General features: G+C 62.4%; 20 protein-coding genes and 1 tRNA gene. 7 read left to right on the forward strand and 14 right to left on the reverse strand.

Annotated features, from left to right (window positions below; translation table 11 throughout):
• Window positions 1-7 precede the first annotated feature (7 nt).
• The 8 genes from AC4D2M_RS10995 to AC4D2M_RS11030 form a co-directional block, all read right to left on the reverse strand.
• Window positions 8-1,318 (reverse strand): ABC transporter substrate-binding protein, encoded by a 1,311-nt coding sequence (locus AC4D2M_RS10995; RefSeq protein ID WP_490891859.1) that lies wholly within the window; start codon window positions 1,316-1,318, stop codon window positions 8-10.
• Window positions 1,319-1,367: 49 nt separating this feature from the next.
• On the reverse strand, window positions 1,368-2,672 hold the full coding sequence (locus AC4D2M_RS11000; protein ID WP_490891861.1) for an ABC transporter substrate-binding protein: 1,305 nt from the start codon (window positions 2,670-2,672) through the stop codon (window positions 1,368-1,370).
• A gap of 58 nt (window positions 2,673-2,730) precedes the next feature.
• Complete coding sequence (locus AC4D2M_RS11005) at window positions 2,731-3,666, reverse strand: carbohydrate ABC transporter permease (RefSeq protein WP_490891863.1); 936 nt, start codon at window positions 3,664-3,666, stop codon at window positions 2,731-2,733.
• Window positions 3,656-4,600, reverse strand: a complete 945-nt coding sequence (locus AC4D2M_RS11010) for a carbohydrate ABC transporter permease (protein ID WP_490891864.1) — start codon at window positions 4,598-4,600, stop codon at window positions 3,656-3,658. The genes AC4D2M_RS11005 and AC4D2M_RS11010 overlap by 11 nt, the downstream gene beginning before the upstream one ends.
• A 200-nt stretch (window positions 4,601-4,800) precedes the next feature.
• Window positions 4,801-5,421 carry a flavin reductase family protein gene (locus AC4D2M_RS11015; protein WP_490891866.1) on the reverse strand — a complete coding sequence of 207 codons (621 nt, stop codon included), beginning with the start codon at window positions 5,419-5,421 and terminating at the stop codon, window positions 4,801-4,803.
• Between the two features lie 26 nt (window positions 5,422-5,447).
• Window positions 5,448-5,927, reverse strand: a complete 480-nt coding sequence (locus AC4D2M_RS11020; protein WP_490891867.1) for an SRPBCC family protein — start codon at window positions 5,925-5,927, stop codon at window positions 5,448-5,450.
• Window positions 5,924-6,280, reverse strand: a complete 357-nt coding sequence (locus AC4D2M_RS11025) for an ArsR/SmtB family transcription factor (RefSeq protein ID WP_490891868.1) — start codon at window positions 6,278-6,280, stop codon at window positions 5,924-5,926. The genes AC4D2M_RS11020 and AC4D2M_RS11025 overlap by 4 nt, the downstream gene beginning before the upstream one ends.
• A gap of 74 nt (window positions 6,281-6,354) precedes the next feature.
• Window positions 6,355-7,191, reverse strand: coding sequence for an SDR family oxidoreductase (locus tag AC4D2M_RS11030; RefSeq protein ID WP_490891870.1), 837 nt, complete (start codon window positions 7,189-7,191; stop codon window positions 6,355-6,357).
• A gap of 118 nt (window positions 7,192-7,309) precedes the next feature.
• On the opposite strand from AC4D2M_RS11030, the gene AC4D2M_RS11035 reads away from it, so the two are divergent.
• On the forward strand, window positions 7,310-8,113 hold the full coding sequence (locus AC4D2M_RS11035) for an SGNH/GDSL hydrolase family protein (protein WP_490892075.1): 804 nt from the start codon (window positions 7,310-7,312) through the stop codon (window positions 8,111-8,113).
• 24 nt (window positions 8,114-8,137) lie between these two features.
• On the opposite strand, the gene AC4D2M_RS11040 is transcribed toward AC4D2M_RS11035, so the two are convergent.
• The 3 genes from AC4D2M_RS11040 to AC4D2M_RS11050 all read right to left on the reverse strand — a co-directional run bounded on the left by AC4D2M_RS11040 (window position 8,138) and on the right by AC4D2M_RS11050 (window position 11,259).
• The gene (locus AC4D2M_RS11040; RefSeq protein ID WP_490891872.1) at window positions 8,138-8,476 is read right to left on the reverse strand and encodes a DUF3140 domain-containing protein; all 339 of its coding nucleotides are present in this window, start codon (window positions 8,474-8,476) and stop codon (window positions 8,138-8,140) included.
• Between the two features lie 153 nt (window positions 8,477-8,629).
• A complete protein-coding gene (locus tag AC4D2M_RS11045; RefSeq protein ID WP_490891873.1) occupies window positions 8,630-10,303 on the reverse strand; it encodes an alpha-amylase family protein in 1,674 nt (557 codons plus the stop codon).
• The gene (locus AC4D2M_RS11050; protein ID WP_490891875.1) at window positions 10,303-11,259 is read right to left on the reverse strand and encodes a TIGR03885 family FMN-dependent LLM class oxidoreductase; all 957 of its coding nucleotides are present in this window, start codon (window positions 11,257-11,259) and stop codon (window positions 10,303-10,305) included. Before AC4D2M_RS11050 ends, AC4D2M_RS11045 begins: the two co-directional genes overlap by 1 nt.
• Window positions 11,260-11,408: 149 nt before the next feature.
• On the opposite strand from AC4D2M_RS11050, the gene AC4D2M_RS11055 reads away from it, so the two are divergent.
• From AC4D2M_RS11055 to AC4D2M_RS11075, 5 genes are all read left to right on the forward strand, one after another.
• Window positions 11,409-12,302, forward strand: a complete 894-nt coding sequence (locus tag AC4D2M_RS11055; RefSeq protein ID WP_490891876.1) for an SDR family oxidoreductase — start codon at window positions 11,409-11,411, stop codon at window positions 12,300-12,302.
• A 343-nt stretch (window positions 12,303-12,645) separates the two neighbouring features.
• Window positions 12,646-13,527, forward strand: a complete 882-nt coding sequence (locus AC4D2M_RS11060; RefSeq protein WP_490891877.1) for a manganese catalase — start codon at window positions 12,646-12,648, stop codon at window positions 13,525-13,527.
• 140 nt (window positions 13,528-13,667) lie between these two features.
• Window positions 13,668-14,696, forward strand: a complete 1,029-nt coding sequence (locus AC4D2M_RS11065; RefSeq protein ID WP_490891878.1) for an iron-containing redox enzyme family protein — start codon at window positions 13,668-13,670, stop codon at window positions 14,694-14,696.
• A complete protein-coding gene (locus AC4D2M_RS11070; protein WP_490891880.1) occupies window positions 14,645-15,661 on the forward strand; it encodes a glycosyltransferase family 2 protein in 1,017 nt (338 codons plus the stop codon). Before AC4D2M_RS11065 ends, AC4D2M_RS11070 begins: the two co-directional genes overlap by 52 nt.
• 213 nt (window positions 15,662-15,874) lie before the next feature.
• On the forward strand, window positions 15,875-16,375 hold the full coding sequence (locus AC4D2M_RS11075) for a DUF456 domain-containing protein (protein ID WP_490891883.1): 501 nt from the start codon (window positions 15,875-15,877) through the stop codon (window positions 16,373-16,375).
• 17 nt (window positions 16,376-16,392) lie between these two features.
• Here the strand turns inward: AC4D2M_RS11075 and AC4D2M_RS11080 are convergent, their stop codons facing one another.
• Genes AC4D2M_RS11080 through AC4D2M_RS11090 form a run of 3 tightly spaced genes read right to left on the reverse strand, consistent with a single transcriptional unit; the run spans window position 16,393 to window position 19,539 of the window.
• The gene (locus AC4D2M_RS11080) at window positions 16,393-16,515 is read right to left on the reverse strand and encodes a hypothetical protein (RefSeq protein ID WP_490891884.1); all 123 of its coding nucleotides are present in this window, start codon (window positions 16,513-16,515) and stop codon (window positions 16,393-16,395) included.
• Window positions 16,516-16,561: 46 nt separating this feature from the next.
• A complete protein-coding gene (locus AC4D2M_RS11085; RefSeq protein WP_490891885.1) occupies window positions 16,562-18,040 on the reverse strand; it encodes a S10 family peptidase in 1,479 nt (492 codons plus the stop codon).
• Window positions 18,041-18,072: 32 nt separating this feature from the next.
• Window positions 18,073-19,539, reverse strand: coding sequence for a DHA2 family efflux MFS transporter permease subunit (locus tag AC4D2M_RS11090; protein WP_490891887.1), 1,467 nt, complete (start codon window positions 19,537-19,539; stop codon window positions 18,073-18,075).
• 69 nt (window positions 19,540-19,608) lie between these two features.
• Between AC4D2M_RS11090 and AC4D2M_RS11095 the strand changes: the two genes are divergently transcribed.
• Window positions 19,609-19,681 (forward strand) — tRNA-Ala (locus tag AC4D2M_RS11095).
• Window positions 19,682-19,850 lie beyond the last annotated feature (169 nt).

A 19,850-nucleotide genomic window follows, 5' to 3' on the forward strand; every position in this document is an offset into this window, starting at 1 on the left:
CGGATGATCAGCCTGCGCTGATCATGCCTTCGATTTCGGCTGTCAGCTGTTCCGTTGCCTGCTCCGGAGTGAGCTTCTCGAACAGCACCTCGGAAACGTAGCGCTTGACCGTGTCCTGGACGCCGCCTGCACCCACGGGGGAGGGCAGCGGAGCTTCGGCCATGTCGGGGCGGATCTCGTCGAGGAAGTCCACCACGGTCTGATCTGTTTCATTCAGCTCCGGAGCAATGGCGGCAGCCATGTCGGGGTTCGCGGGAACCCCGCGGTCCACGAGCATCTTTTTTGCCGCCTCCGGGTTGTTGGCCAGGTAGTTCACAAACTTCGCAGCTTCCTCCTGGTCATCGGACTGGCTGGAAATGGACCAATACATCGACGCCTTGTAGTACATGCCGTTTTCGGAGGCATCGCCTGACTTCGAAGGAGGACGAAGCATCGTCACCTCACTGCCGCTCGCGGACTCCACCGCCGAGAGCTGGTTTGACCAGTACCACCCCATCGCTGCGCGGTTAGTTGCGAAACCACCGGCCTCGAAGGAGCCCGACATTTCCTCTGTGTACCGTGCGGCACTCGGTCCGCCGCCGTCGCGCACCTCGAGCAGGTGCTCGAACCAGGCGGTGACGTTCTCCGGTGAGTAGCCCACGGTTCCGGGCTCTTCGTCGTTGTAGAGGTTCTCCCCGTGCTGGCGGAGCCAGATACGCAGGTCGACATCCTGGGCGCCATATTCGGTGCCGACGATGTCTCCGCCCAGTTTCTCGCTCAGCTCCGCCGAGATGCGGTAGTAGTCGTCCCAGGTCCAGCTGGTGTCATCCGGGAGTTCCATACCGGCCTGCTCGAACAGGTCATTGTTGGCCATCACCACGTAGGCATTCTGCCCGGTCGACAGGCCGTACAGACCTTCCTCGTACCGGCCAAGGTTCAGCGACGCCTCATTGAACTTGGACGTGTCCAACCCTTCGAGGGTGCTGAGGTCCGCCAAAGCTCCGCGACCGGCGTATTCCTGCAGGTACTTCTCGTCCATGGTGATCACGTCCGGGGCGTCACGTCCCGCCGTCGTCGTAGCGAGTTTGTCCCAGTAGCCGCCGAAGTCGGAGTACTCACCCTCGATGGTGACGCCCTCGTTCTCGGCCTCGTACATGTCGATGATCTCCTGATTGGCCACATGGCGGGGGTCCGAGCCCCACCAGGAGAACCGCAGGTTGCCGTCACCGGCAGCAGCGCTGTCGCCGCTGCTGCCGCCGCAGGCGCCAAGGGTCATACTGAGCGCTACGACCGCGGTGGCGGCCGTGACTGCACGGGTTGCGCGAGAGAATCGCTTCATTGAATCTCGTCCTGTCTATCGGATGGATGTCGTTCGAGGATCAGAGGAGTCAGCCTGCGCTGATCATGCCTTCGATTTCGGCAGTCAACTGTTCGGAGGCCTGCTCCGGAGTGAGGTTGTCGAACAGGACCTCACCGACGTAGCGGACGATCGTTTCCTGCACGTTCCCTGCACCAACGGGTGAAGGCTTCGGTGAATCGGAAACCTCCGGAGCGATCTCCTCGAGGAAGGTAACGACGGTCTGCTGGGACTCGTCCAGCTTGGGCTCAATCGCGGTGGCCATGTCCGGGTTGGCGGGGACGCCGCGGTCAACGAGCATCTTCTCGGCGGCTGCAGGGTCATTCGCAAGGAAGTTCACGAAGTCGGCTGCTGCTGCCTGGTCGTCCGACTGGCTGGAGATGGACCAGTACATGGAAGCCTTGTAGTACATGCCGTTGTCTTCGGCGTTGCCGCTGGGTGAGGGAATCCGAAGCATGCGGACGTCATCACCGGTGGCAGACCGGAGGGCACCCAGCTGGTTGGACCAGTACCAGCCCATGGCGGTCTTTTTAGTGGGGAAGTTTTCGGCTTCGAAAGTGCCCGCAGCGGCCTCGGTAAACTGGGCAGCGCTGACGCCGCCGCCGGTGTCACGGACGTTGAGCAGGTGTTCGAACCAGGATGTCAGGGTCTCCTGCGAGTAACCGACCGTGCCCGGCTCGTCCTCGTTGTAGAGCTCCTCCCCGTTCTGGCGGAGCCAGATCCGCAGGTCCGCGTCCAGTGCGCCGTAATCGGTTCCCTTGACCTCGCCCAGCTTTTCGCTGATCTCGGCCGAGATCTCGTAGTAGTCGTCCCAGGTCCAGGTGGTGTCATCCGGGATTTCGACACCGGCCTCGGCAAAGAGGTCTGCATTGACCATCACGGTGTAGGCGTTCTGTCCGGTGCTCAGCCCGTAAACGCCGTCCTCGTAGCGGCCAAGGTCCAGAGCGGACTCAGGGAACTTGGACAGGTCCAGATTCTCGAGTTCGGTGAGGTCAGTCAGGGCGCCGCGGCCCGCATACTCCATGATGAACTTCTCATCCATGGTGATGACGTCGGGCGCGTCTCTGCCGGCCGTCGTCGTCGCCAGTTTGTCCCAGTAACCGGAGAAGTCCGAGAATTCGCCGGTGACGGTGACGCCCTCGTTGTTCGCTTCGTAAATGTCGATGATTTCCTGCGTGGCCTCGTGGCGGGGGTCTGATCCCCACCAGGAGAACCGGAGGTTGCCGTCACCGGCGGCTTCGTCGCCGCCGCTGCCGCAGGCGGCCAGGGATGCGCCGAGCACCACGGCCATGGAGGCCGCTGTTACGGCACGGAGGGGTCGGGAGAACTTCCTCATTGAATTTCTTTCCTAACTATCTGTTGTCTGTCGAGTTTTGCTTTTCAAACAGGGACGGCTATTTGATGCCGGTGGTGGCGATGCCCTTGACCAGGTACTTCTGACCGAACAGGAACACCAGGAAGACGGGCAGGAGGGAAACGATGGACATGGCGAACATGGAACCCCAGGAGGATGTTGCGGTGCTGTCCACGAAGGACCGCAGGGCGACCGGCACCGTATACATGTTCGGGTCGGTCAGGTAAATCAGCTGGCTGAAGAAGTCGTTCCAGGTCCAGATGAAGGTGAAGATGGTCGTTGTCGCGAGGGCGGGCACCATCAGGGGGAGGATGATGCGGGTGAAGATCCGCACGTGGCCGCAGCCGTCGATCCGCGCTGCTTCATCCAGCTCCTTGGGCAGCCCGCGAATGAACTGCACCATGAGGAAGACGAAGAACGCGTCCGTGGCCAGCAGCTTGGGAAGCACCAGCGGGATGAAGGTGTTCACCCAGCCCAGCTCGGAGAAGATGATGTACTGCGGCACGATGATCACGTGGATGGGAAGCATGATCGTCATGAGCATGATGGCGAAGAGCAGGTTACGGCGGCGGAACCTCAGACGGGCGAAGGCGTAGGCCGCCATGGAACAGGACACCAGGTTGCCGATGATGGAGCCGATGACCACGATCATCGAGTTGATCATGTAGTGCCCGAATGGTGACTGAAGTGCGTTCCACCCTTGGGTGTAGTTGCTGATCTCGAACGAGGTGAGCCAGAGGCCCGCCTCCCGGAAGATTTCGTCGTTCGGTCGCAGTGAGCTCACCAGCATCCAGAGCAGCGGGTAGAGCATGATGATGCCGAAGGCGGTGAGCGCAATGTGCTTGAGCAGTCGGCGTCCGGCGCTTCCGGTGACGTCCTCGTTACGGCTGCGGCGGCGGACCCGCGGCGGCTCGGGGGTCTCGTGTTGCCTGGTCGCAGGGGACGTAGTTGTCTGGGGCTCGATATTAGTCGTCATAGAACACCCACCATTTCGAGGCGATGAAGTTGATGAAGGTGAAGGCGGCAATGATGAGCAGGAGCAGCCATGCCATGGCTGAGGCGTAGCCCATATTGAAGTTGCCGAAGCCCTGCTGGTAGAGGTACAGGGTGAAGAACATGGTCGAATCCGCTGGGCCGCCCGTTCCGCCTGACACGACGAATGCCTGGGTGAAGGACTGGAAGGCGCCGATGATCTGCAGGACCAGGTTGAAGAAGATGATCGGGGTGAGCAGCGGGACGGTGATGGTGGTGAACTGCCGCACCTTCGATGCGCCGTCCATGGCCGCTGCCTCGTAGTACATCGACGGGATCTGGCGGAGGCCCGCCAGGAAGATCACCATCGGAGCGCCGAACGTCCACACGTTGAGCACCATCAGTGTGCCCAGCGCCGTGGAGGGATCGGCAATCCAGCCCATGCCCTCGATGCCCACAAGCGCCAGGAGCTGGTTGATCAGGCCGGAGGTTCCGAAAATCTGCCGCCACAGAACTGCGATAGCGACGGAGCCGCCAAGCAGGGAGGGCAGGTAGTAGACCGACCGGTAAAAGCTCAGGCCCCGCATGCCGCGGTCCAGGACCAGTGCGAGCGCCAGCGCTGCGATGAGCTGGAGGGGTACGGAGACGAAGACGTAGAGGAAGGTGACTCCGAGCGAGTTCTGGAGCCGGCTGTCCTCAAACATCCGCATGTAGTTGTCCAGCCCGGTCCATTCGGGGGGCTGGAGCAGGTTGTAGTCAGTGAAGGAGAGGTACAGCGAAGCCGCCATCGGGCCGATTGTGATGACCACCAGGCCGATCAGCCAGGGTGCCAGGAACAGGTAGCCGGCCCGCTCTTCCTTCTTTTCCGCATCGGTCAGCTTTCGCTTCTTTCCACGCGGCTCTTTTTTCAGCCGCGACATCTCACTCAGAGCTGACATGGCCGGTCCTTTCCGCGATCGCGAGGGCGCGTGATCGCGCCGTCGCGCACGCGTCGCTGGGAGGCTTCATCGGGAACCTTCTGTCCGGTTGTAGGGCAAATGCTTAGGTCCGAGAAAACGCTTTCTCGGGATTGCACTTGACCCTAGTGTGTCATCCGCCACACGTCAAGGAAAACGTTTTCTGACGTGACCGGGAACTGTCACACTCCGCCCGGGAAGGAGTCCGGCCAGTCTTCCACCCGGATCCTGTTGATCTGTCGGACATCACCGAGCGTGCCCCATTCATTGCGCCCGAGCCGTGACAGCGGCTTGAGCAGATCCACGCGCGGATGGTTTCCGTCGAGCACGTGTTCGGAGACTGCCGCGTGCACTACCTCACCCAGAACCAGGGTGCAGTTGCCCACGGGGATCAAATTGTGCAGGCGGCATTCCAGCGCCACGGGTGATTCGTGGACCCGGGGGGCGCCTACAACGGTGCTCGGCTCGCGTTGCAGACCCGCGGCGTCGAACTCGCTAACCTCCGGGCCGAATGCCGTGGCCGTCGCGTTGACTCGTTCGAAGAGCTCCTCCGAAGTGAAGTTCACGGTGAATTCGCCGCGTGCGCGGATGTTGCGCAGGCTGTCCTTTTCTCCCACCGATGTGAACTGGATGATCGGCGGGTCCGTTGACGCAACGGTGAAGAAAGAATGCGGCGCGAGGTTGTCTACGCCGCTCTCGGATTGGGATGCCACCCACGCAATGGGCCGCGGCACCACTGTGGCGGTCAGTAGTTTGTAGAAGGCGCCAGCTGAAAGTTGGTCACGGTGGAAGTCCCTGCGCATGTACCGAGCGTATGTTGCGGCGGGGGTTAGTGCTTGCCACCGAGCAGTTCTTCGAGACGCTCGTAGCCCTCGGTCATTCCGCCTTCCATCCCGGACTGCGCCATGCCGTCCCGAGCTTCCTGGGTGGGGTACACGGAGTGGCCCAGCAGTTTGGAGCGTCCGCTGCCCAGATCCTCGAACCGGAGGAATTCGAGGCTCACGACGTCGGGATAGCCGTCGAATTCGAACGTCTGGATGGCGAACTCGTTCTCCCGGACAGTGTGGAAGACGCCGCTGAAACCGTACGAAACGCCGTCGGGGCCGGTGTGGGTGTAGTGGTAGCTGCCGCCGCTGCGGAAGTCGTAGTGGTCCACCTCCGCGGTCATGCCGCGCGGGCCGAGCCACTGGGGAATGAGGACGGGGTCCCTGTGTGCTTCGAAGACTGCCTCGACCGGGAAGTCGAACTCCCGCTCGAAGTCAATGAAGGGGACGCCTGCAGGGACGGAGAGTTTGAGTTGGTTGCTCATGATTGATCCTTGGGTGCGCGGCCGTTTCTGGCCCTGGATTCGAGTAGATCATCGAGTGCGCGGAACTGGCTCTCACGTACAAGCCTGTACTGGTCAATCCACGCGGTGAGCGCCTCCAGTTTTGCGGGGTTCAGGTGCACTGGGCGACGCTGCGCATCACGCGAGCGCGTCACCAGCTCGGCCTGTTCAAGAACCTGGATGTGTCTGGAGACCGCCTGCTTGGTGATGTTGAATGGCGCGGCCAATTCATTGACGGTTGCCGGGCCACGGCTGAGGTGGGCGATAATGCTGCGGCGCGCGGGGTCCGCCAGGGCCATGAAAGCCCGGTCGAGATGGTCCGCCTCCGATTCCATTGTCAACCTAATCTTTTATCAACGAACTGGTTGAATACGAGGATAGACCTGACCACGAAAGGGGTCAAGGGTTTCTAACGCTTGAGCAGTTCTTCCAGGCTGGTCGGTTCCGATCCGGTCAGGTCCCGGACCACCGTCGTCGTGCTTTCCAGCTGCCCGGAAGCGATGGCGGTGTACGTACTCACCCACGCGTCCAATTGCCAGTCGGGCACACCGTAGGAAGCACGGGAGGCGTAAGCCTCCTCGACCGTTTCCTCCTCATACCGGGTATTGCGGCCGGTCACGCGGGTGATGATGGCCGCCACCTCACTGAGGGAGAGGGCTTTAGGGCCGGTGAGATCGTAGGTGCGTCCAACGTGGGCCTGTGGATCCTTGAGAACGACGACGGCAGCGCGCGCCACATCAGTCCGCGCCACTGCCGCTACCCGGCCGTCTCCTGCCGGTCCGCGCAGCACGCCTTCATCTCCCGCGAAGAGGGGCAGGACGTCGAGGTAGAAATTGTCACGCAGGAACGTGTGGCTCATTCCGGAGTCTCGGATGTGCTCCTCCGTTGCCCAGTGGTCCCGGCCCAGCGTGAAGGTTGCCTCAGGACCGGCGGCAAGGAAAGAGGTGTAGACGATGTGTTGGACTTCGGCTTCCGCGGCGGCGTCGATGAAGGTGCGGTGTTGATCCACGCGGTCTTCTGCCTCCGAGCCCGAGACCATGAAAAGCACCTCGCTGCCGCGGAGTGCATCAACGGCCGCCTCCCGGTCGGAGTATTCGGCCCGGGCGACCCTCCATCCCGGGAGATCCGGCGCCCGGGCAGGGTCGCGCACGATGAGTTTTTGTTCGTATCCTGCGTCGGACAAACGGCGGGCTACTTCCCCGCCTACGTGGCCGGTGGAGCCGGTAACCGCGATTCGTGGAGTCATGCTGGGTGGAGCGTTGAGTCCTGTCCGGATATTCCGAATTCACCGGGACTTTTCTTCACCGACACATGAGCGATGAGCCGGCGTCGTCCGTCTTCCCTACCGTGGAGCGGTGTCCAGGCTGTTTGTCGCGATCGGTGATTCCTTCACGGAGGGTGTGGGGGACTGGGACTCCCGCTATCCCAACGGTGTGCGCGGATGGGCCGATCGCGTGGCGAAACAGCTGAGCAAACAGGACCCCACCTGGCGCTACGCCAACTTTGCCATCCGCAGCAAGCGGCTTCGGCAGATCATCGACGAGCAGCTGCAGCCCGCGCTCGACCTCAACCCTACGGTTGTCAGCGTTTATGCGGGCGGCAACGACATCCTCGAACTGCGCACCAGCATTACGCCCCTCATGGAAAGCTACGAGGAAATGGTGTCGCGCATCGCCGGAGCCGGAGCCCGACCGCTCCTCTTCACCGGATTCGACGTGCGGCTCCACCCGGTCCTGGAACCGATGCGACGCCGGAACTGGACCTACAATGATCACGTCCGCCGGATCGCTGAGACCTACGGCGCACTGCTCGTGGACTATTGGTGTTTCGACGAGTACCACGACCCCAGGCTCTGGGATGTCGACCGCCTCCACATGTCTCCGGCGGGCCACAAGAATATGGCCGCCCACGTGCTGCGCGTGCTGGGCGTCGATCATACCCTCACGTCTAAACCCCTCCGTCCCCGGCAGCGGTTCACCGTCGCCGAACTGCTCCGCAGGGAGTCGGCCTGGTGGGGCGAATGGGTAATCCCGATGTTTGGACGGCGCCTGCGCAACGTTACGCTCGGGGATCATCTTGAGCCGCGGTGGCCAACACCCATCCGTCCGGCTGAGGGACTGAAGCGATTGGCCGCTTCCGGGAGCGCTCACCTGGCGTCCCGGGACTAGGCCAACGACGGCGGGCCCGTCGGCTCAGTCCTTCAGCGGGTCGTGCCCCCAGTTCATGAGCGAGTAGCGCCACTTTGAATGTTCGACGTCGGAGGACGGCTTCTGCGCAAGGTGCCGGTGAACGTAGCCAACCACCTTGCGCATGTGTTCAATGTCCGAGTCTGTCAGGTCGGCCTTCTTCGTGGACAGGATCTTGATGATGCGACGCCCGGACGCATGCCCAACCGATTCGCCGCCGTCGTCCTTCTGACCGACCTCCTGAGACTGATTCGTGTCCAGCCACTGGTCCAGCTCAGAAGCGGTCATATTGACCGCTTCCTTCCAGTCATCCCAGACCCCGTCAATGCCGGTGTTGTCACCCATGTCTACTCCTGCCCTCGTACACTGGTTGCATCATGACTTTCATCAACAAGTACCGCGTCCCGATTGTCTGGCTCGTCGTCATCGCTATGGTGGCCTCCGTTGGAGCAGGCTTCTTCGCCACCATCTTCTAGGCAGATCTGCCCGCTGAGGGCGTCACCACAACCGTCCGCTGCCCGGCGCCTGGATCCGCAGCCAGCGGTACCCGTATGGCGGCAGGCTCACTTTGAGGTCGTCGTCCGGTTCGATTTCCGTCTTCCTGTCCTCCAGTAGATCGGTGAGCGCGCCACCTCCGCGGGGCACGTCTCCGGCCTTGAGGGGTACTACAAAGTCCGCCGACTCATCAGAGAAGTTGTGGAAGAGGAACAGCGTATTGCCCTCCCAATCACAGCGATGGGCAAAGACGGCGGGATTGGCGATGTCGATCAGGGTGAAGGAACCCCACCCGAGTTCGGGACACTCACGATAACGCCGGATCAGCGTACCCATGAATCGAAGTAGCGATGAGCGGTCACGGCGGGACGCTGCCACGTTGACTTTTTCGGGCCCGAATTCGCCCTGGACAAGAGGAGCAACAAGCTTGTCCGGTGGCGCGGAGGAAAACCCGGCGCTGTCCTCGTCGGTCCATTGCATGGGCGTGCGCACGGCCATCCGGCCCTTCGCCGCCAGGTTTTCCCCCATGCCGATCTCTTCGCCGTAAAACAGCACGGGAGTGCCGGGCAGGGAGAACAAAAGCGAGTAGACCATCCGCATGCGCTGCTGATCGCCTTCAAGCATGGGAGGAAGCCGGCGCTTGAGGCCGCGATCGAAAATCTGCATGTTCTTCTCTGGTCCGAAAGCTTCGAACACCTCCTGCCGCTCTGAGCTCATCAGCTTGTCCAGTGTCAGCTCGTCATGATTGCGTACGAACGTTGCCCACTGGCTATCCGGGTCGATGGTGGGCCGGTCGGTGAGTGCCCGCGCCAACGGGCGGGCATCCCCGCGAGCCAGGGAAAGATACATCTGCTGCATTGTCACGAAGTCGAACTGCATAGTGAGTTCGTCCGCGGCATCGCCGAAAAATTCAGCCTGCTGCTCGTAGGGGAGATTGACTTCGCCCAGAAGGACGGCGTCGCCTGCCCGCCGTGAAAGGTACCGGCGCAGGTCCCGCAGGTAATCGTGCGGATCCCCAGCCTGTTTGTCGATACCCCGGGTCTCCAGGAAAAACGGAACAGCATCCACGCGGAATCCGGAGAGGCCCAGTTCCATCCAGAAGCCGATCGCCTTCGCGATTTCGTCGCGGACTTTCGGATTCGCGACGTTGAGGTCGGGCTGGTGCGAGTAGAAGCGGTGCAGATACCACTCGCCCGTCTTCCGGTCCTTGCTCCAGATCGAGTTTTCCTCGTCCGGGAAGACCACCTCGCCGGACGTATCCGGCGGTTCTTCCGACCGCCAGACGTAGAAGTCGCGGTAGGGGTTGTCCTTCGACGAGCGTGCCTGCTTGAACCAGGGGTGCTGGTCCGAAGTGTGGTTGACCACCAGGTCGGCGATGACCCGCATCCCGCGGTCCTTGGCGGTCCTGATGAACTCGACCACGTCGCCCAGGGTGCCGAGCCGTTCGTCCACCCCGTAGAAGTCAACGATGTCGTACCCGTCATCGCGCTGGGGAGATGGGTAGAAAGGCATGAGCCAAACGCACGTGACACCCAGTTCCGCCAGATAGTCCAGCCGCTGGGCGGCACCGGCAAAGTCTCCGACGCCGTCACCGTTGGAATCGCAGAACGTCTCGATGTCAAGGCAGTAGACGACCGCATTTTTCCACCAGAGGTCAGCGGTGTCGGTGATCCGCATCAGCGCACTTCCGGGAGGACGTGCTCGGCGAAGGCCTCGATGAACGGCTTCTGTTCTGTTCCCACATAGTGCAGGTAAAGCTCATCGAAACCAAGGTCCGCGAACTCCCGGAGCCGCTGGGCATGCGTGGCGAGATCGGCTGAAATCTGTACGGTGTCCCGAAGCTCCTCCTCGGTAAGGTCCCGGGTGGCTTCCTCAAAGTCGGACGGACGGGCGAGGTCCCATGTGGTCGGCGGCTTCACACAGTTCGAACTCCACTGCCTGTAAGCAACGTCCACGGCCTCCTCCTCAGTAGGCGCCCAGGACAGGTGTACCTGCAGGATGAGTTTCCCCTGACCGCCGTTGTCCCGGTAGGCGTTGATCATTTCCGTCAGCTTCTCGTGCGGCTGGTTCACTGTCACCAGGCCGTCGGCCCACCGTGCGCTTCGGGCGGCCGTTTCGACGCTCACCGCCGGCGCGATCAGCGGCGGCTTTACCTCCGGCGCATCCCAGAGCCGGGCCTGCTCCACGGTGACCAGGCCGCGGTGCGTGACTTCCTCGCCGTCGTGCATTCGCCGGATGATGTCAACACATTCTTCTATTCTCCGCTGGCGCTCCTCCTTGGGCGGCCAGGGATCCCCCGTGATGTGCTCGTTCAGGTTCTCTCCGCTGCCAAGGGCAGCCCAGAACCGACCCGGGAACATGCTCGCCAGTGTGCCGCTCGCCTGAGCAATGATGGCCGGGTGGTAGCGCTGCCCCGGAGCGGTTACGACGCCGAAGCGCAGCCTGGTGGTGGCAAGCGCGGCCCCCAGCCAGGACCAGGCAAAACCCGAATGTCCCTGCACCTCGGACCACGGTTCGAAGTGGTCGGAGCACATTGCGGCGTCGAAACCGGCCTGCTCCGCCAGCTGGACATCCTCTAGGAGCTGTCCCGGCGCGATCTGTTCGTGGGAGGCGTGAAAGCCGATGAGGGGCATACGGGGGCCTTTCCTTGGGTGGTGCTTGAACGCTTGAGCAGGTCCGTCCTAGTGTGATCAGCAGGCTTAGCAATACCTTTTGAGCCTATCTGTACTGCAGGTGGCCCTCAAGGGTGCTACCAGAAACTTCCACGTACCAGGAGGAACGCATGAGTGATCAGTACACATTTCAGAACCCCGTGACCCGTTTCCCGGAAATATCGCCACCCAAGCAGGACCAGCCGGAACCCGGGCTGGACCGCGACCTCGAGCCGCAGAGTGACCGCGGTGAAGAGTCGTACCGTGGCATGGGCCGCCTGGAGGGCCGGAAGGCTCTTATCACTGGAGCGGATTCAGGGATCGGCGCGGCAGTGGCGATCGCGTTCGCCCGGGAAGGCGCCGACGTCGCGCTTTCCTATCTGCCCGAGGAGGAAGCCGACGCCGATGAGATTGTCCGCCTGATCGAGGAGTGCGGGCGGACCGCGGTCAAGCTTCCCGGTGACATCAAGGACGGTGAGTTCTGCAAGGAGCTGGTCACGCGGGCGGTGGAGGGCCTCGGCGGTCTCGACATCCTGGTCAACAACGCAGGCAAGCAGATCGCGGTGGAGCGCCTTGAGGACCTGGACGACGAGCAGCTCGACCATACATTCAAGACCAACATCTACTCGTTCTTCCGCATCACACGCGAAGCGCTGCAGCACCTGCCGGCTGGATCGAGCATTATCAACACCACGTCGATCCAGGCGTACAACCCGTCGCCGACCCTGCTTGACTACGCGAGCACCAAGGCGGCAATCAACAACTTCACCAAGGGTCTCGCGCAGCAGCTTGCTCCTCGCGGAATCCGCGTGAACGCCGTCGCGCCCGGTCCGTTCTGGACGCCGCTTCAGGTGTCTGACGGGCAGCCGAAGGATGCGTTGCCCGAGTTCGGAAAGTCCACGCCGCTGGGTCGCGCCGGCCAGCCTACCGAACTGGCACCGGCCTATGTGTTCCTGGCATCGCCGGAGTCGAGCTATGTGCTCGGGGAGACCCTCAACGTCAACGGCGGAAGCCCGACACCGTAACCTGCGGGCTGCTGGCGGTTGGTGCCGGGAATGAACGCCCCGGGTAGTGCCCGGGCGGGACCGCCTCAGTCGGGGAAACGTGGCGGTCCCGCTCGGGGGGCTCTGGGAATACCAGTGCCGGCAGGAGGAGCCGGTGGTCTCGCCCGTCTCTGTCCTGCTCCATCAATATGACGGCCGCACCTTGGGAATTTCTTGGAGAAAATTCCCAGAAAAATAAGCGTGCTTACTGCTTCCCCTCAAGTGGGAGGGCGGGTTAACGTCGAAAAACATGGTTCCGTGTTCTCCAGCCCGTACAGATGAGTTGGCCGTCCAGGCCCGGAGCCACAATCGCGGAGGTATCCCCGTGTTCTTCCACAAGCAGGAATTGCAGTTCAAATCCACACCCGACAAGCCTGACGCCGTTTACGCAAGAAAGCTGCAGGAGGTCCTCGGCGGCCAATACGGTGAAATAACCGTCGCCATGCAGTACAGCTTCCAGGCCTGGAACACCCACATACCTGGCAAATACCGGGACCTGCTCTTCGGGATCGGCGCTGAAGAGTTCGGCCACGTGGAGATGCTGGCGACCATGATTGCCCAGCTGCTGGAGAAGGCGCCTCTTGGCATCACCGACGACGCCGTCCAGTCTGACCCCGCCATTGCCGCCGTCGTTGGCGGTACGGACATGCAGCAGGCAATTGTTGCCGGCGCCGGTGCGCGTCCCGTGGACAGCATGGGTAACCCATGGCAGGGCAGTTACATCACCGCCAGCGGGAACCTGCTGGCGGACTTCACAGCCAACGCCAATGCTGAAATGCAGGGCCGGCTGCAGGTCGCCCGGCTTTATCATATGACTGACGACCACGGCGTGCGGGACATGCTTTCCTTCCTGCTGGCGCGCGACACGATGCACCAGAACCAGTGGATGGCAGCCGCTCGCGAGCTTCAGGAAGAAGGGGCGGAGAACTTCCCCGTTCCCAGCAACTTCCCACTGAAGAAGGAAGAGCGAAGCGTGTCCTACCAGTACCTGAACTTCTCGGACGGCAAGGCGGCGTCTGAGGGGTCCTGGGCCTCCGGACCTACTCCTGACGGGCACGGCGAATTCACTTACCACGATGGTCCTACGACGTCGGCTCCCATGCCGCCGCCTACGCACCCCGATTCGCGTTTTTATGGAACCACGGAATTGCCGAACACCATGGAGAAAATGGCCGGCAGCGTGCAGGACAAGCTGCACAAGGAATAGGACTCATCCCTCAGCGGGCAGCCCTTTCACTCAGGTGCGGGGGCTGCCCGATGTTCGCACCTACCCAAATAGACAGTAGGCTTAGCACTGTGTGGTTTAAGGGGACGACGACGTCGTCCACCGGGTAGGAAGGTTGTGCCATGAGGAGTCCCGAAGCGCGCGGAATCGCGAGCAAGGCTTTGCTGGAGTTGCTACCGCAGGAACCGAACGCCGAGGGCATAGACGCCCTGCACGGAGCGGTACGGGCTGCGCTTGGAGGTTCCCCGGCAATACTGTCGGATGACGATCTCCAACTGACGCTCTTCTGTCTCTACGAACTGCACTACAGCGGTATCGACGGAGTCCACGCCGACTGGGAATGGGAGCCTGGCCTCATCGGGATCCGCCGTGAAATTGAGCGGGACTTCGAAGCGGCACTGCGTGCCGCCGTCGACCTTCCCTCGCTGGAACCGCGCGACAGCGACGGCGTGGCCGCCGTTCTCTTCGAGCTCGCTGCTGCCGATACCGGCCCGAGCGTTTCGCGATTCGTCGCCAGGAAGGCCACCCTTGAACAGGCCCAGGAATTCCTGATCCACAAATCCATTTACCAGCTGAAGGAAGCCGACCCCCACACCTGGGCCATACCCCGCCTGACCGGCCGGGCAAAGGCAGCCATGGTCGAAATCCAGGCTGACGAGTACGGTGGCGGACGCCCCGACCGCATGCATTCCACGCTGTTCGCGCGCACCATGCGGGGGTTGGAACTCGAGGACAGCTACGGACACTACGTTGACGCCGTCCCTGCCCTTACACTCGCGTCCACCAACATGATGTCCATGTTCGGGCTGAACCGCAGGCTCCGAGGCGCCATAGTGGGCCACCTGGCAGCGTACGAGATGACCTCATCCCAGCCCAACCGCCTGTATGGCAACGGATTCCGGCGGCTTGGTTTCGGCGAGGACGTCACCTGGTACTTCGACGAGCACGTCGAGGCCGATGCCGTCCACGAACAGATTGCCGGTCGGGATCTCGCCGGCGGTCTGGTGGAAGCGGAGCCGGAGTTGCTCGAGGACGTGTACTTCGGGGCCTCCGCTGCCCTCACCCTCGACGGCATGCTCGGTGAGCACATCATGGCCGCATGGGAGAAAGGTCAGTCGTCGTTGCGGGCAACCGCACCCGCACCGGTATGACCGGGCCCGCGGCGACCTACATCCTGCCGCTGCGGTGGACCGAAGATGGCGGGATAGAGGCGCTGGCAGCCTACCTCGATGAGGTGAGGCAGTGGGCCGAAGTGCTCGTGGTGGACGGATCGCCGGACGGCTTGTTTGCTCATCACGCGGCAGTCCTCCCTTCCCGGGTTCGCCATCTTCGCCCACGGTTCGCCTGCCGAAACGGCAAGGTGGCCGGAGTGCTTACCGGGCTTGCCGACGCCTCGTGTGAGCGGATCATCATTGCCGACGACGACGTCCGCTACGACGCCTCCACATTCCAGCGCGTTATCGACCTGTTGGATGAGGCCGACATCGTCCGGCCCCAGAACTACTTCCTGTCTCTGCCGTGGCACGCCCGCTGGGATACGGGCAGGACGCTGCTGAATCGGGCTTTCGGCTCGGACTTCCCCGGCACCGTCGGCGTGCGCCGATCCATTCTGAGTGCAACCGGCGGCTACGACGGCGACGTTCTGTTCGAAAATCTCGAGCTCCTCCGCACGGTGCGTGCAGCAGGCGGGCTGGAACTGCGTGCAAATGACCTGTTCGTGGGCAGGGTCCCACCTCCAGTGGGGCACTTTCGCCGCCAGCGAGTGCGGCAGGCCTATGACGACTTCGCCCAGCCGCCCCGGCTGCTCCTGGAACTGTCCCTGCTTCCCACGCTCATCCTGCTTGTGCGACGCTACGGTGCGGTCTCCTGCCTGCCGGCAGCCGCCGTCGTCGTTGGTTTGGCAGAGCTGGGACGACGACGGTGGGGCGGCAGGCAGGTTTTCCCGGTTGCCGCCCCGCTGTGGGCGCCCCCATGGCTGGCTGAGCGGATGCTGACTGTCTGGGTCGCGCTGGGTCTGCGCCTGACTGGCGGAGTGCCCTACTCCGGCTCAAAACTGACAAACGCAGGCAACTCCCTGCGGATGCTCAGGCGAAGGCACACGCCGGCGCGAGCTTAAGGGTTATTGCCGATCGCGTTGTAGTCCGTGCAGTCAATCTTGCGGCGGTACCGCATGCCGGTCAGTCCGCCCAGCACGGCGCCGGCCAGGCTGCAAGCAGCGCCACGACGACGGCGATGATGCCGGCCGTGGTCAGCGTACCTTCATTCAACGGCCAGTATTCCGCCGACGTGGAAACAAGGACACCACCCCGGCGGTGGCATGCTTGGGAGCATGGACTGGGAGATTCTTGTGACCGTAATCTGCGGGCTGGCCATTGCGGTTGGAGTGGCGGGCGTGGTCATTCCGATCCTGCCCGGCAGCATCCTGATCATCGTGGCGCTACTGGGGTGGGCACTCGCAGTAACGAGCGGTCCCGGTTGGGCTGCGCTCGCGGTGGGCGGCGCGTTGGCGCTGGCGGGGCTGTTGGCTGGGACCATATTGACCGGGCGCAAGTTGCGTCAACGCAGGATCCCCGGGCGCTCCATCACCATTGGCCTGGTCCTCGGCGTGGTGGGCATGTTCGTTATCCCCGTGGTGGGACTGATCGTCGGCTTCGTCGTCGGTCTGCTGCTGAGTGAAGCCGCACGACTGCACGATTTCGGTGCAGCCCTGTCTTCGAGCGGTGCCGCGCTCAAGGCTCTGGGTGTTGGGATTTTGGTGGAACTCCTGCTTGCGTGTGCGGCGGGCAGCGCATGGGTTCTTGCCGTGTGGGCGCATTTCGCCATGCGCTGACCCGCCTGACGCTTCGCTTACCGCTTGTAGCCGCGGTTCTTTCCTCGGCCGTACTTGGAGTTGGTACGGCCCTGCTGGCGCTTACCGAGCACTTTCGACGCAATGACCGGTGCGAGCATCCAGAGCATCTTCTTCAGCATATTGTTCCGCCTTTCGAGGAATGGACCTCCATAGTAAGCACACTGACTAATTCCCTGTCGACCGGAAGGAGACGAATTCCCCGAGGGTGGTGAGCTGAGCGAGTCTGCATTCGGGCTTGAGGTACATCATGTGGCCGGCCTCGTGATAGTGATGGGAAATCCGGGCTCGCGCGTGTTCATTGAGCGCCATATGTGCGAACACGTACTCAGCTGCGAAGTGCGGAGTAGCGCCGTCCTGATATCCGTAGTCCACGTGCACCCGCAGCGCCGGATTGTGGACCATAAGGCGCTCGAGTACGTCGCTGACGTCAACGGGTGCGCCTTCGAAGGTCCGGTAGCTCCACGGTTGAACCCGTGCGGTGAGGATCTCGTAGGGAAGGTCGTTTTCGTACCCGAGTTCGGCGCGCACATAGTGGTTGATTGCCGCCGCAAATGGCCCGGTAATGGCGCGCATGCTCGGATCATCCGTTGAGCTGGAGGACTGCAGGTTGGCGGGCGGAGCGGTGAATCGACCGTCAATCCTGCCCACTACCAGGCCCTCTGTCCTCAGCAGTTCCGCGGCGAACTCGTGGTACTCCCAGCGCAGGTTGGTGCGCCGGATGAAGGCCTCATCGAGGGTGGTGAGGGCACTGAGGCGGGCAACGGCCTCATCGTATTCGGACTGTGTCAGCCGCGCGCCCTGGGTGAGGGCATACCCGAAGTCGCGGGAGGCGAATTCCTCCGCTTCACGAACCACGTCCGTTAGGTCCCTGCCGGGATGGCGGCCGTGATAGTGCGCAATCGCTGCGTAAGTCGGCAGGTGGAGCGCGTACGGGGTGTCGCTGCCGGGGAAGAACCGAAGGGTGGACATGTTCAGCACTGTCGAAATGAGTCCCAGTCCGTTGACTGCCATGCCGTAGGCGTCGAACAAGCGTCCTGCGACGGCAACCGCACGGAGTGTTCCATAGGACTCACCGACGAGGTACTTCGGCGAGAGCCACCGGTTGTTGCGCGTGGTCCAGAGGCGGATGACTTCGGAGACGAGGTCACGGTCTTCGATGAATGCGTGGAACTCGTCGGTCTTCTCGCCCTCGATGACCCGGGAGAAGCCGGTGCTCACGGGATCAATCAGGACCAGGTCGCTGTGTTCGAGCAGGGTCTCAGGGTTGTCCACAAGGCCGAAGGGTGGAGGAGTCATGGCGCCGACGTCGCCTGAGTCCACCCTGCGTGGGCCCAGCAGGCCGAGGTGCAGCCAGACCGACGAGGAGCCTGGCCCACCGTTGAATGCGAATGTGACCGGGCGGCTGGAGTCGCTGTTGTCCTTCGTGTATGCGATGACGAAGATCTCCGCCTTCGGTTTGAAACCCTCGGACTTGCCGTCCTTGGTCTCTTCACGGCGCAGCACGAGCCGCCCGGTTGTTGCGGTGTACGCAAGGCCTGAGGGCGTGGTGTGCTGCCGTGTCACGAAGTCGTCGCTGACTTCCTTGACAGCGGCCGGCTCACTCTTCTCGGCGGTGGTATCTTCGGTTGCGAATTCTTCAGCCATGACCCGAGCCTAGCGGTGGTTACGGAAGGCAACTACCCCCGTTTAGAGGTTTGCATGGTGTGGCCGACGTCCGCGCTCCACGGCTGATGCTGTTCGGGGCGGGCGAAGAAGAGGGCCGCAACCAGGCCGATGACAATAACCGTTGCCGGCAGGAGCAGCGACTGCCCCATTGCTGCAGCGTACTCCGCGGCGCGCTCCGGTGCGTCCACCGCATTATTGGCGACGAGCCGTGCCTGCATAATCGCCGCGATACCGGCGCTGCCAATCACGGCTCCTACCTGCCGTGTGGTGTTGTAGACGCCGGAACCCGCGCCGGCTAACGACGGCGGGAGGTTGCGTGTGGCTGTCAATGAAACTGGAGCCCAGATCCCTGCACTCGCCAGACCGATCAGCGCGATTGGCAACGTCAGGAGCCAGATCGGTGTATCCGGCCTGAGCAGCGACGCCAGCCAGAACAGCGCAACCGCCATGCCCGTGAACCCGAAGATGGCCATGTATTTCGGGTTGCCGCGCTGGACGAGTTTGCCGACGAAAGGAGCGAGCACACCGGAGATGACCGCCATGGGAACCAGCAGCATCGCAGCTTCCGTGGGGGACAGGTTGCGGACGTTCTGGGCATAGAGCATCAGTGGGAGGCTCATGGTGGTGATAGTGAAGCCCATCGACGATATTGCGGTGTTAGCCAGTGTGAAGTTGCGGTCGCGGAACAGCTTCAGAGGGATGAGCGGTTCCTTGCGGTTGAAGCGTTGCCAGAGGAGGAAGGCGCTGAACAGGACTGCTCCGGTGATGATAAGGGACCATACGGAGATTGGCCCTGCGATGGGGCCCCAGTTGTAGCTCTCGGCCTCCTGGAGACCGAATACCAGGCAGAACATTCCTGCTGCGCTGAGAATAACTCCGAGGAGGTCGAAAGAGTGGCTATTGGTGGTTAGCTCGGGAACGTACCGGTAAGCAAGCACCAGGCCGATCACGCCCACCGGTACGTTGACGAAGAAGATCCACTCCCAGCCGAGAGTGTCCACCAGCACCCCACCCAGGATTGGGCCCACGAGAGTGGCTATGCCCGCGACGGAACCCCAGAGACCCATGGCAGAGCCGCGCCGGTCGGGTGGGAAAATCCGGGTGATGACAGACATTGTCTGTGGTGTCATCAGCGCGGCGCCCAACCCCTGGACCACCCGGGCGAGGATGAGCAGCTCGATGGTGTCGGCAAAGCCGCACAGGGCGCTGGACACAGTGAACACGGCGAGACCGGCGAGGTAGACCCGCCGGGGCCCGAACCTGTCACCCAGCCTTCCCGTGATGAGCAGCGGCACGGCGTAGGCAAGAAGATATGCGCTGGTGACCCAGATGGCGCTGTCAATATCCGCTTCCAGCGACTCCATGATGGCGGGGGTGGCAACGGACACGATGGTTGAGTCGACAAGGATCATGAAGAACCCGATGACGAGCGACCATAACGCCGGCCATGCCCGGATCTCCGTAGCGGAGGAACGCATGGTTCGAGGGTACAACCGGGCCCGGACATTTGGTTTCACGCCGGGATGCTGGGGTATCTTTGTTGCTGCGGGGCCTTAGCTCAGTTGGTAGAGCGTTTCGTTCGCAATGAAAAGGTCAGGGGTTCGATTCCCCTAGGCTCCACTTGTTTCCCCTGGTATCACTGGGCAGTTTCGGGTTGTTCCAATAATCGATATACCCAACGCGCCGCCGTCTCCCGGCTTGCCCGGTGAGTAAAACGCATCGTGCGCTAAACAGTGGTAGGAAAGAAACCATCCGTGGGCTGACAGGCTGCGAATTCCTAATTCCGAAC

This window comes from Arthrobacter sp. TJ-270, from assembly GCF_058269075.1.

Coding starts and splice junctions, on each gene's coding strand:
- AC4D2M_RS10995 (WP_490891859.1), bottom strand. CDS start 1,318: ATGAAGCGATTCTCTCGCGCAACCCGTGCAGTCACGGCCGCCACCGCG.
- AC4D2M_RS11000 (WP_490891861.1), bottom strand. CDS start 2,672: ATGAGGAAGTTCTCCCGACCCCTCCGTGCCGTAACAGCGGCCTCCATG.
- AC4D2M_RS11005 (WP_490891863.1), bottom strand. CDS start 3,666: ATGACGACTAATATCGAGCCCCAGACAACTACGTCCCCTGCGACCAGG.
- AC4D2M_RS11010 (WP_490891864.1), bottom strand. CDS start 4,600: ATGTCAGCTCTGAGTGAGATGTCGCGGCTGAAAAAAGAGCCGCGTGGA.
- AC4D2M_RS11015 (WP_490891866.1), bottom strand. CDS start 5,421: ATGCGCAGGGACTTCCACCGTGACCAACTTTCAGCTGGCGCCTTCTAC.
- AC4D2M_RS11020 (WP_490891867.1), bottom strand. CDS start 5,927: ATGAGCAACCAACTCAAACTCTCCGTCCCTGCAGGCGTCCCCTTCATT.
- AC4D2M_RS11025 (WP_490891868.1), bottom strand. CDS start 6,280: ATGGAATCGGAGGCGGACCATCTCGACCGGGCTTTCATGGCCCTGGCG.
- AC4D2M_RS11030 (WP_490891870.1), bottom strand. CDS start 7,191: ATGACTCCACGAATCGCGGTTACCGGCTCCACCGGCCACGTAGGCGGG.
- AC4D2M_RS11040 (WP_490891872.1), bottom strand. CDS start 8,476: ATGGGTGACAACACCGGCATTGACGGGGTCTGGGATGACTGGAAGGAA.
- AC4D2M_RS11045 (WP_490891873.1), bottom strand. CDS start 10,303: ATGCGGATCACCGACACCGCTGACCTCTGGTGGAAAAATGCGGTCGTC.
- AC4D2M_RS11050 (WP_490891875.1), bottom strand. CDS start 11,259: ATGCCCCTCATCGGCTTTCACGCCTCCCACGAACAGATCGCGCCGGGA.
- AC4D2M_RS11055 (WP_490891876.1), top strand. CDS start 11,409: ATGAGTGATCAGTACACATTTCAGAACCCCGTGACCCGTTTCCCGGAA.
- AC4D2M_RS11065 (WP_490891878.1), top strand. CDS start 13,668: ATGAGGAGTCCCGAAGCGCGCGGAATCGCGAGCAAGGCTTTGCTGGAG.
- AC4D2M_RS11070 (WP_490891880.1), top strand. CDS start 14,645: ATGGGAGAAAGGTCAGTCGTCGTTGCGGGCAACCGCACCCGCACCGGT.
- AC4D2M_RS11075 (WP_490891883.1), top strand. CDS start 15,875: ATGGACTGGGAGATTCTTGTGACCGTAATCTGCGGGCTGGCCATTGCG.
- AC4D2M_RS11080 (WP_490891884.1), bottom strand. CDS start 16,515: ATGCTGAAGAAGATGCTCTGGATGCTCGCACCGGTCATTGCGTCGAAA.
- AC4D2M_RS11085 (WP_490891885.1), bottom strand. CDS start 18,040: ATGGCTGAAGAATTCGCAACCGAAGATACCACCGCCGAGAAGAGTGAG.
- AC4D2M_RS11090 (WP_490891887.1), bottom strand. CDS start 19,539: ATGCGTTCCTCCGCTACGGAGATCCGGGCATGGCCGGCGTTATGGTCG.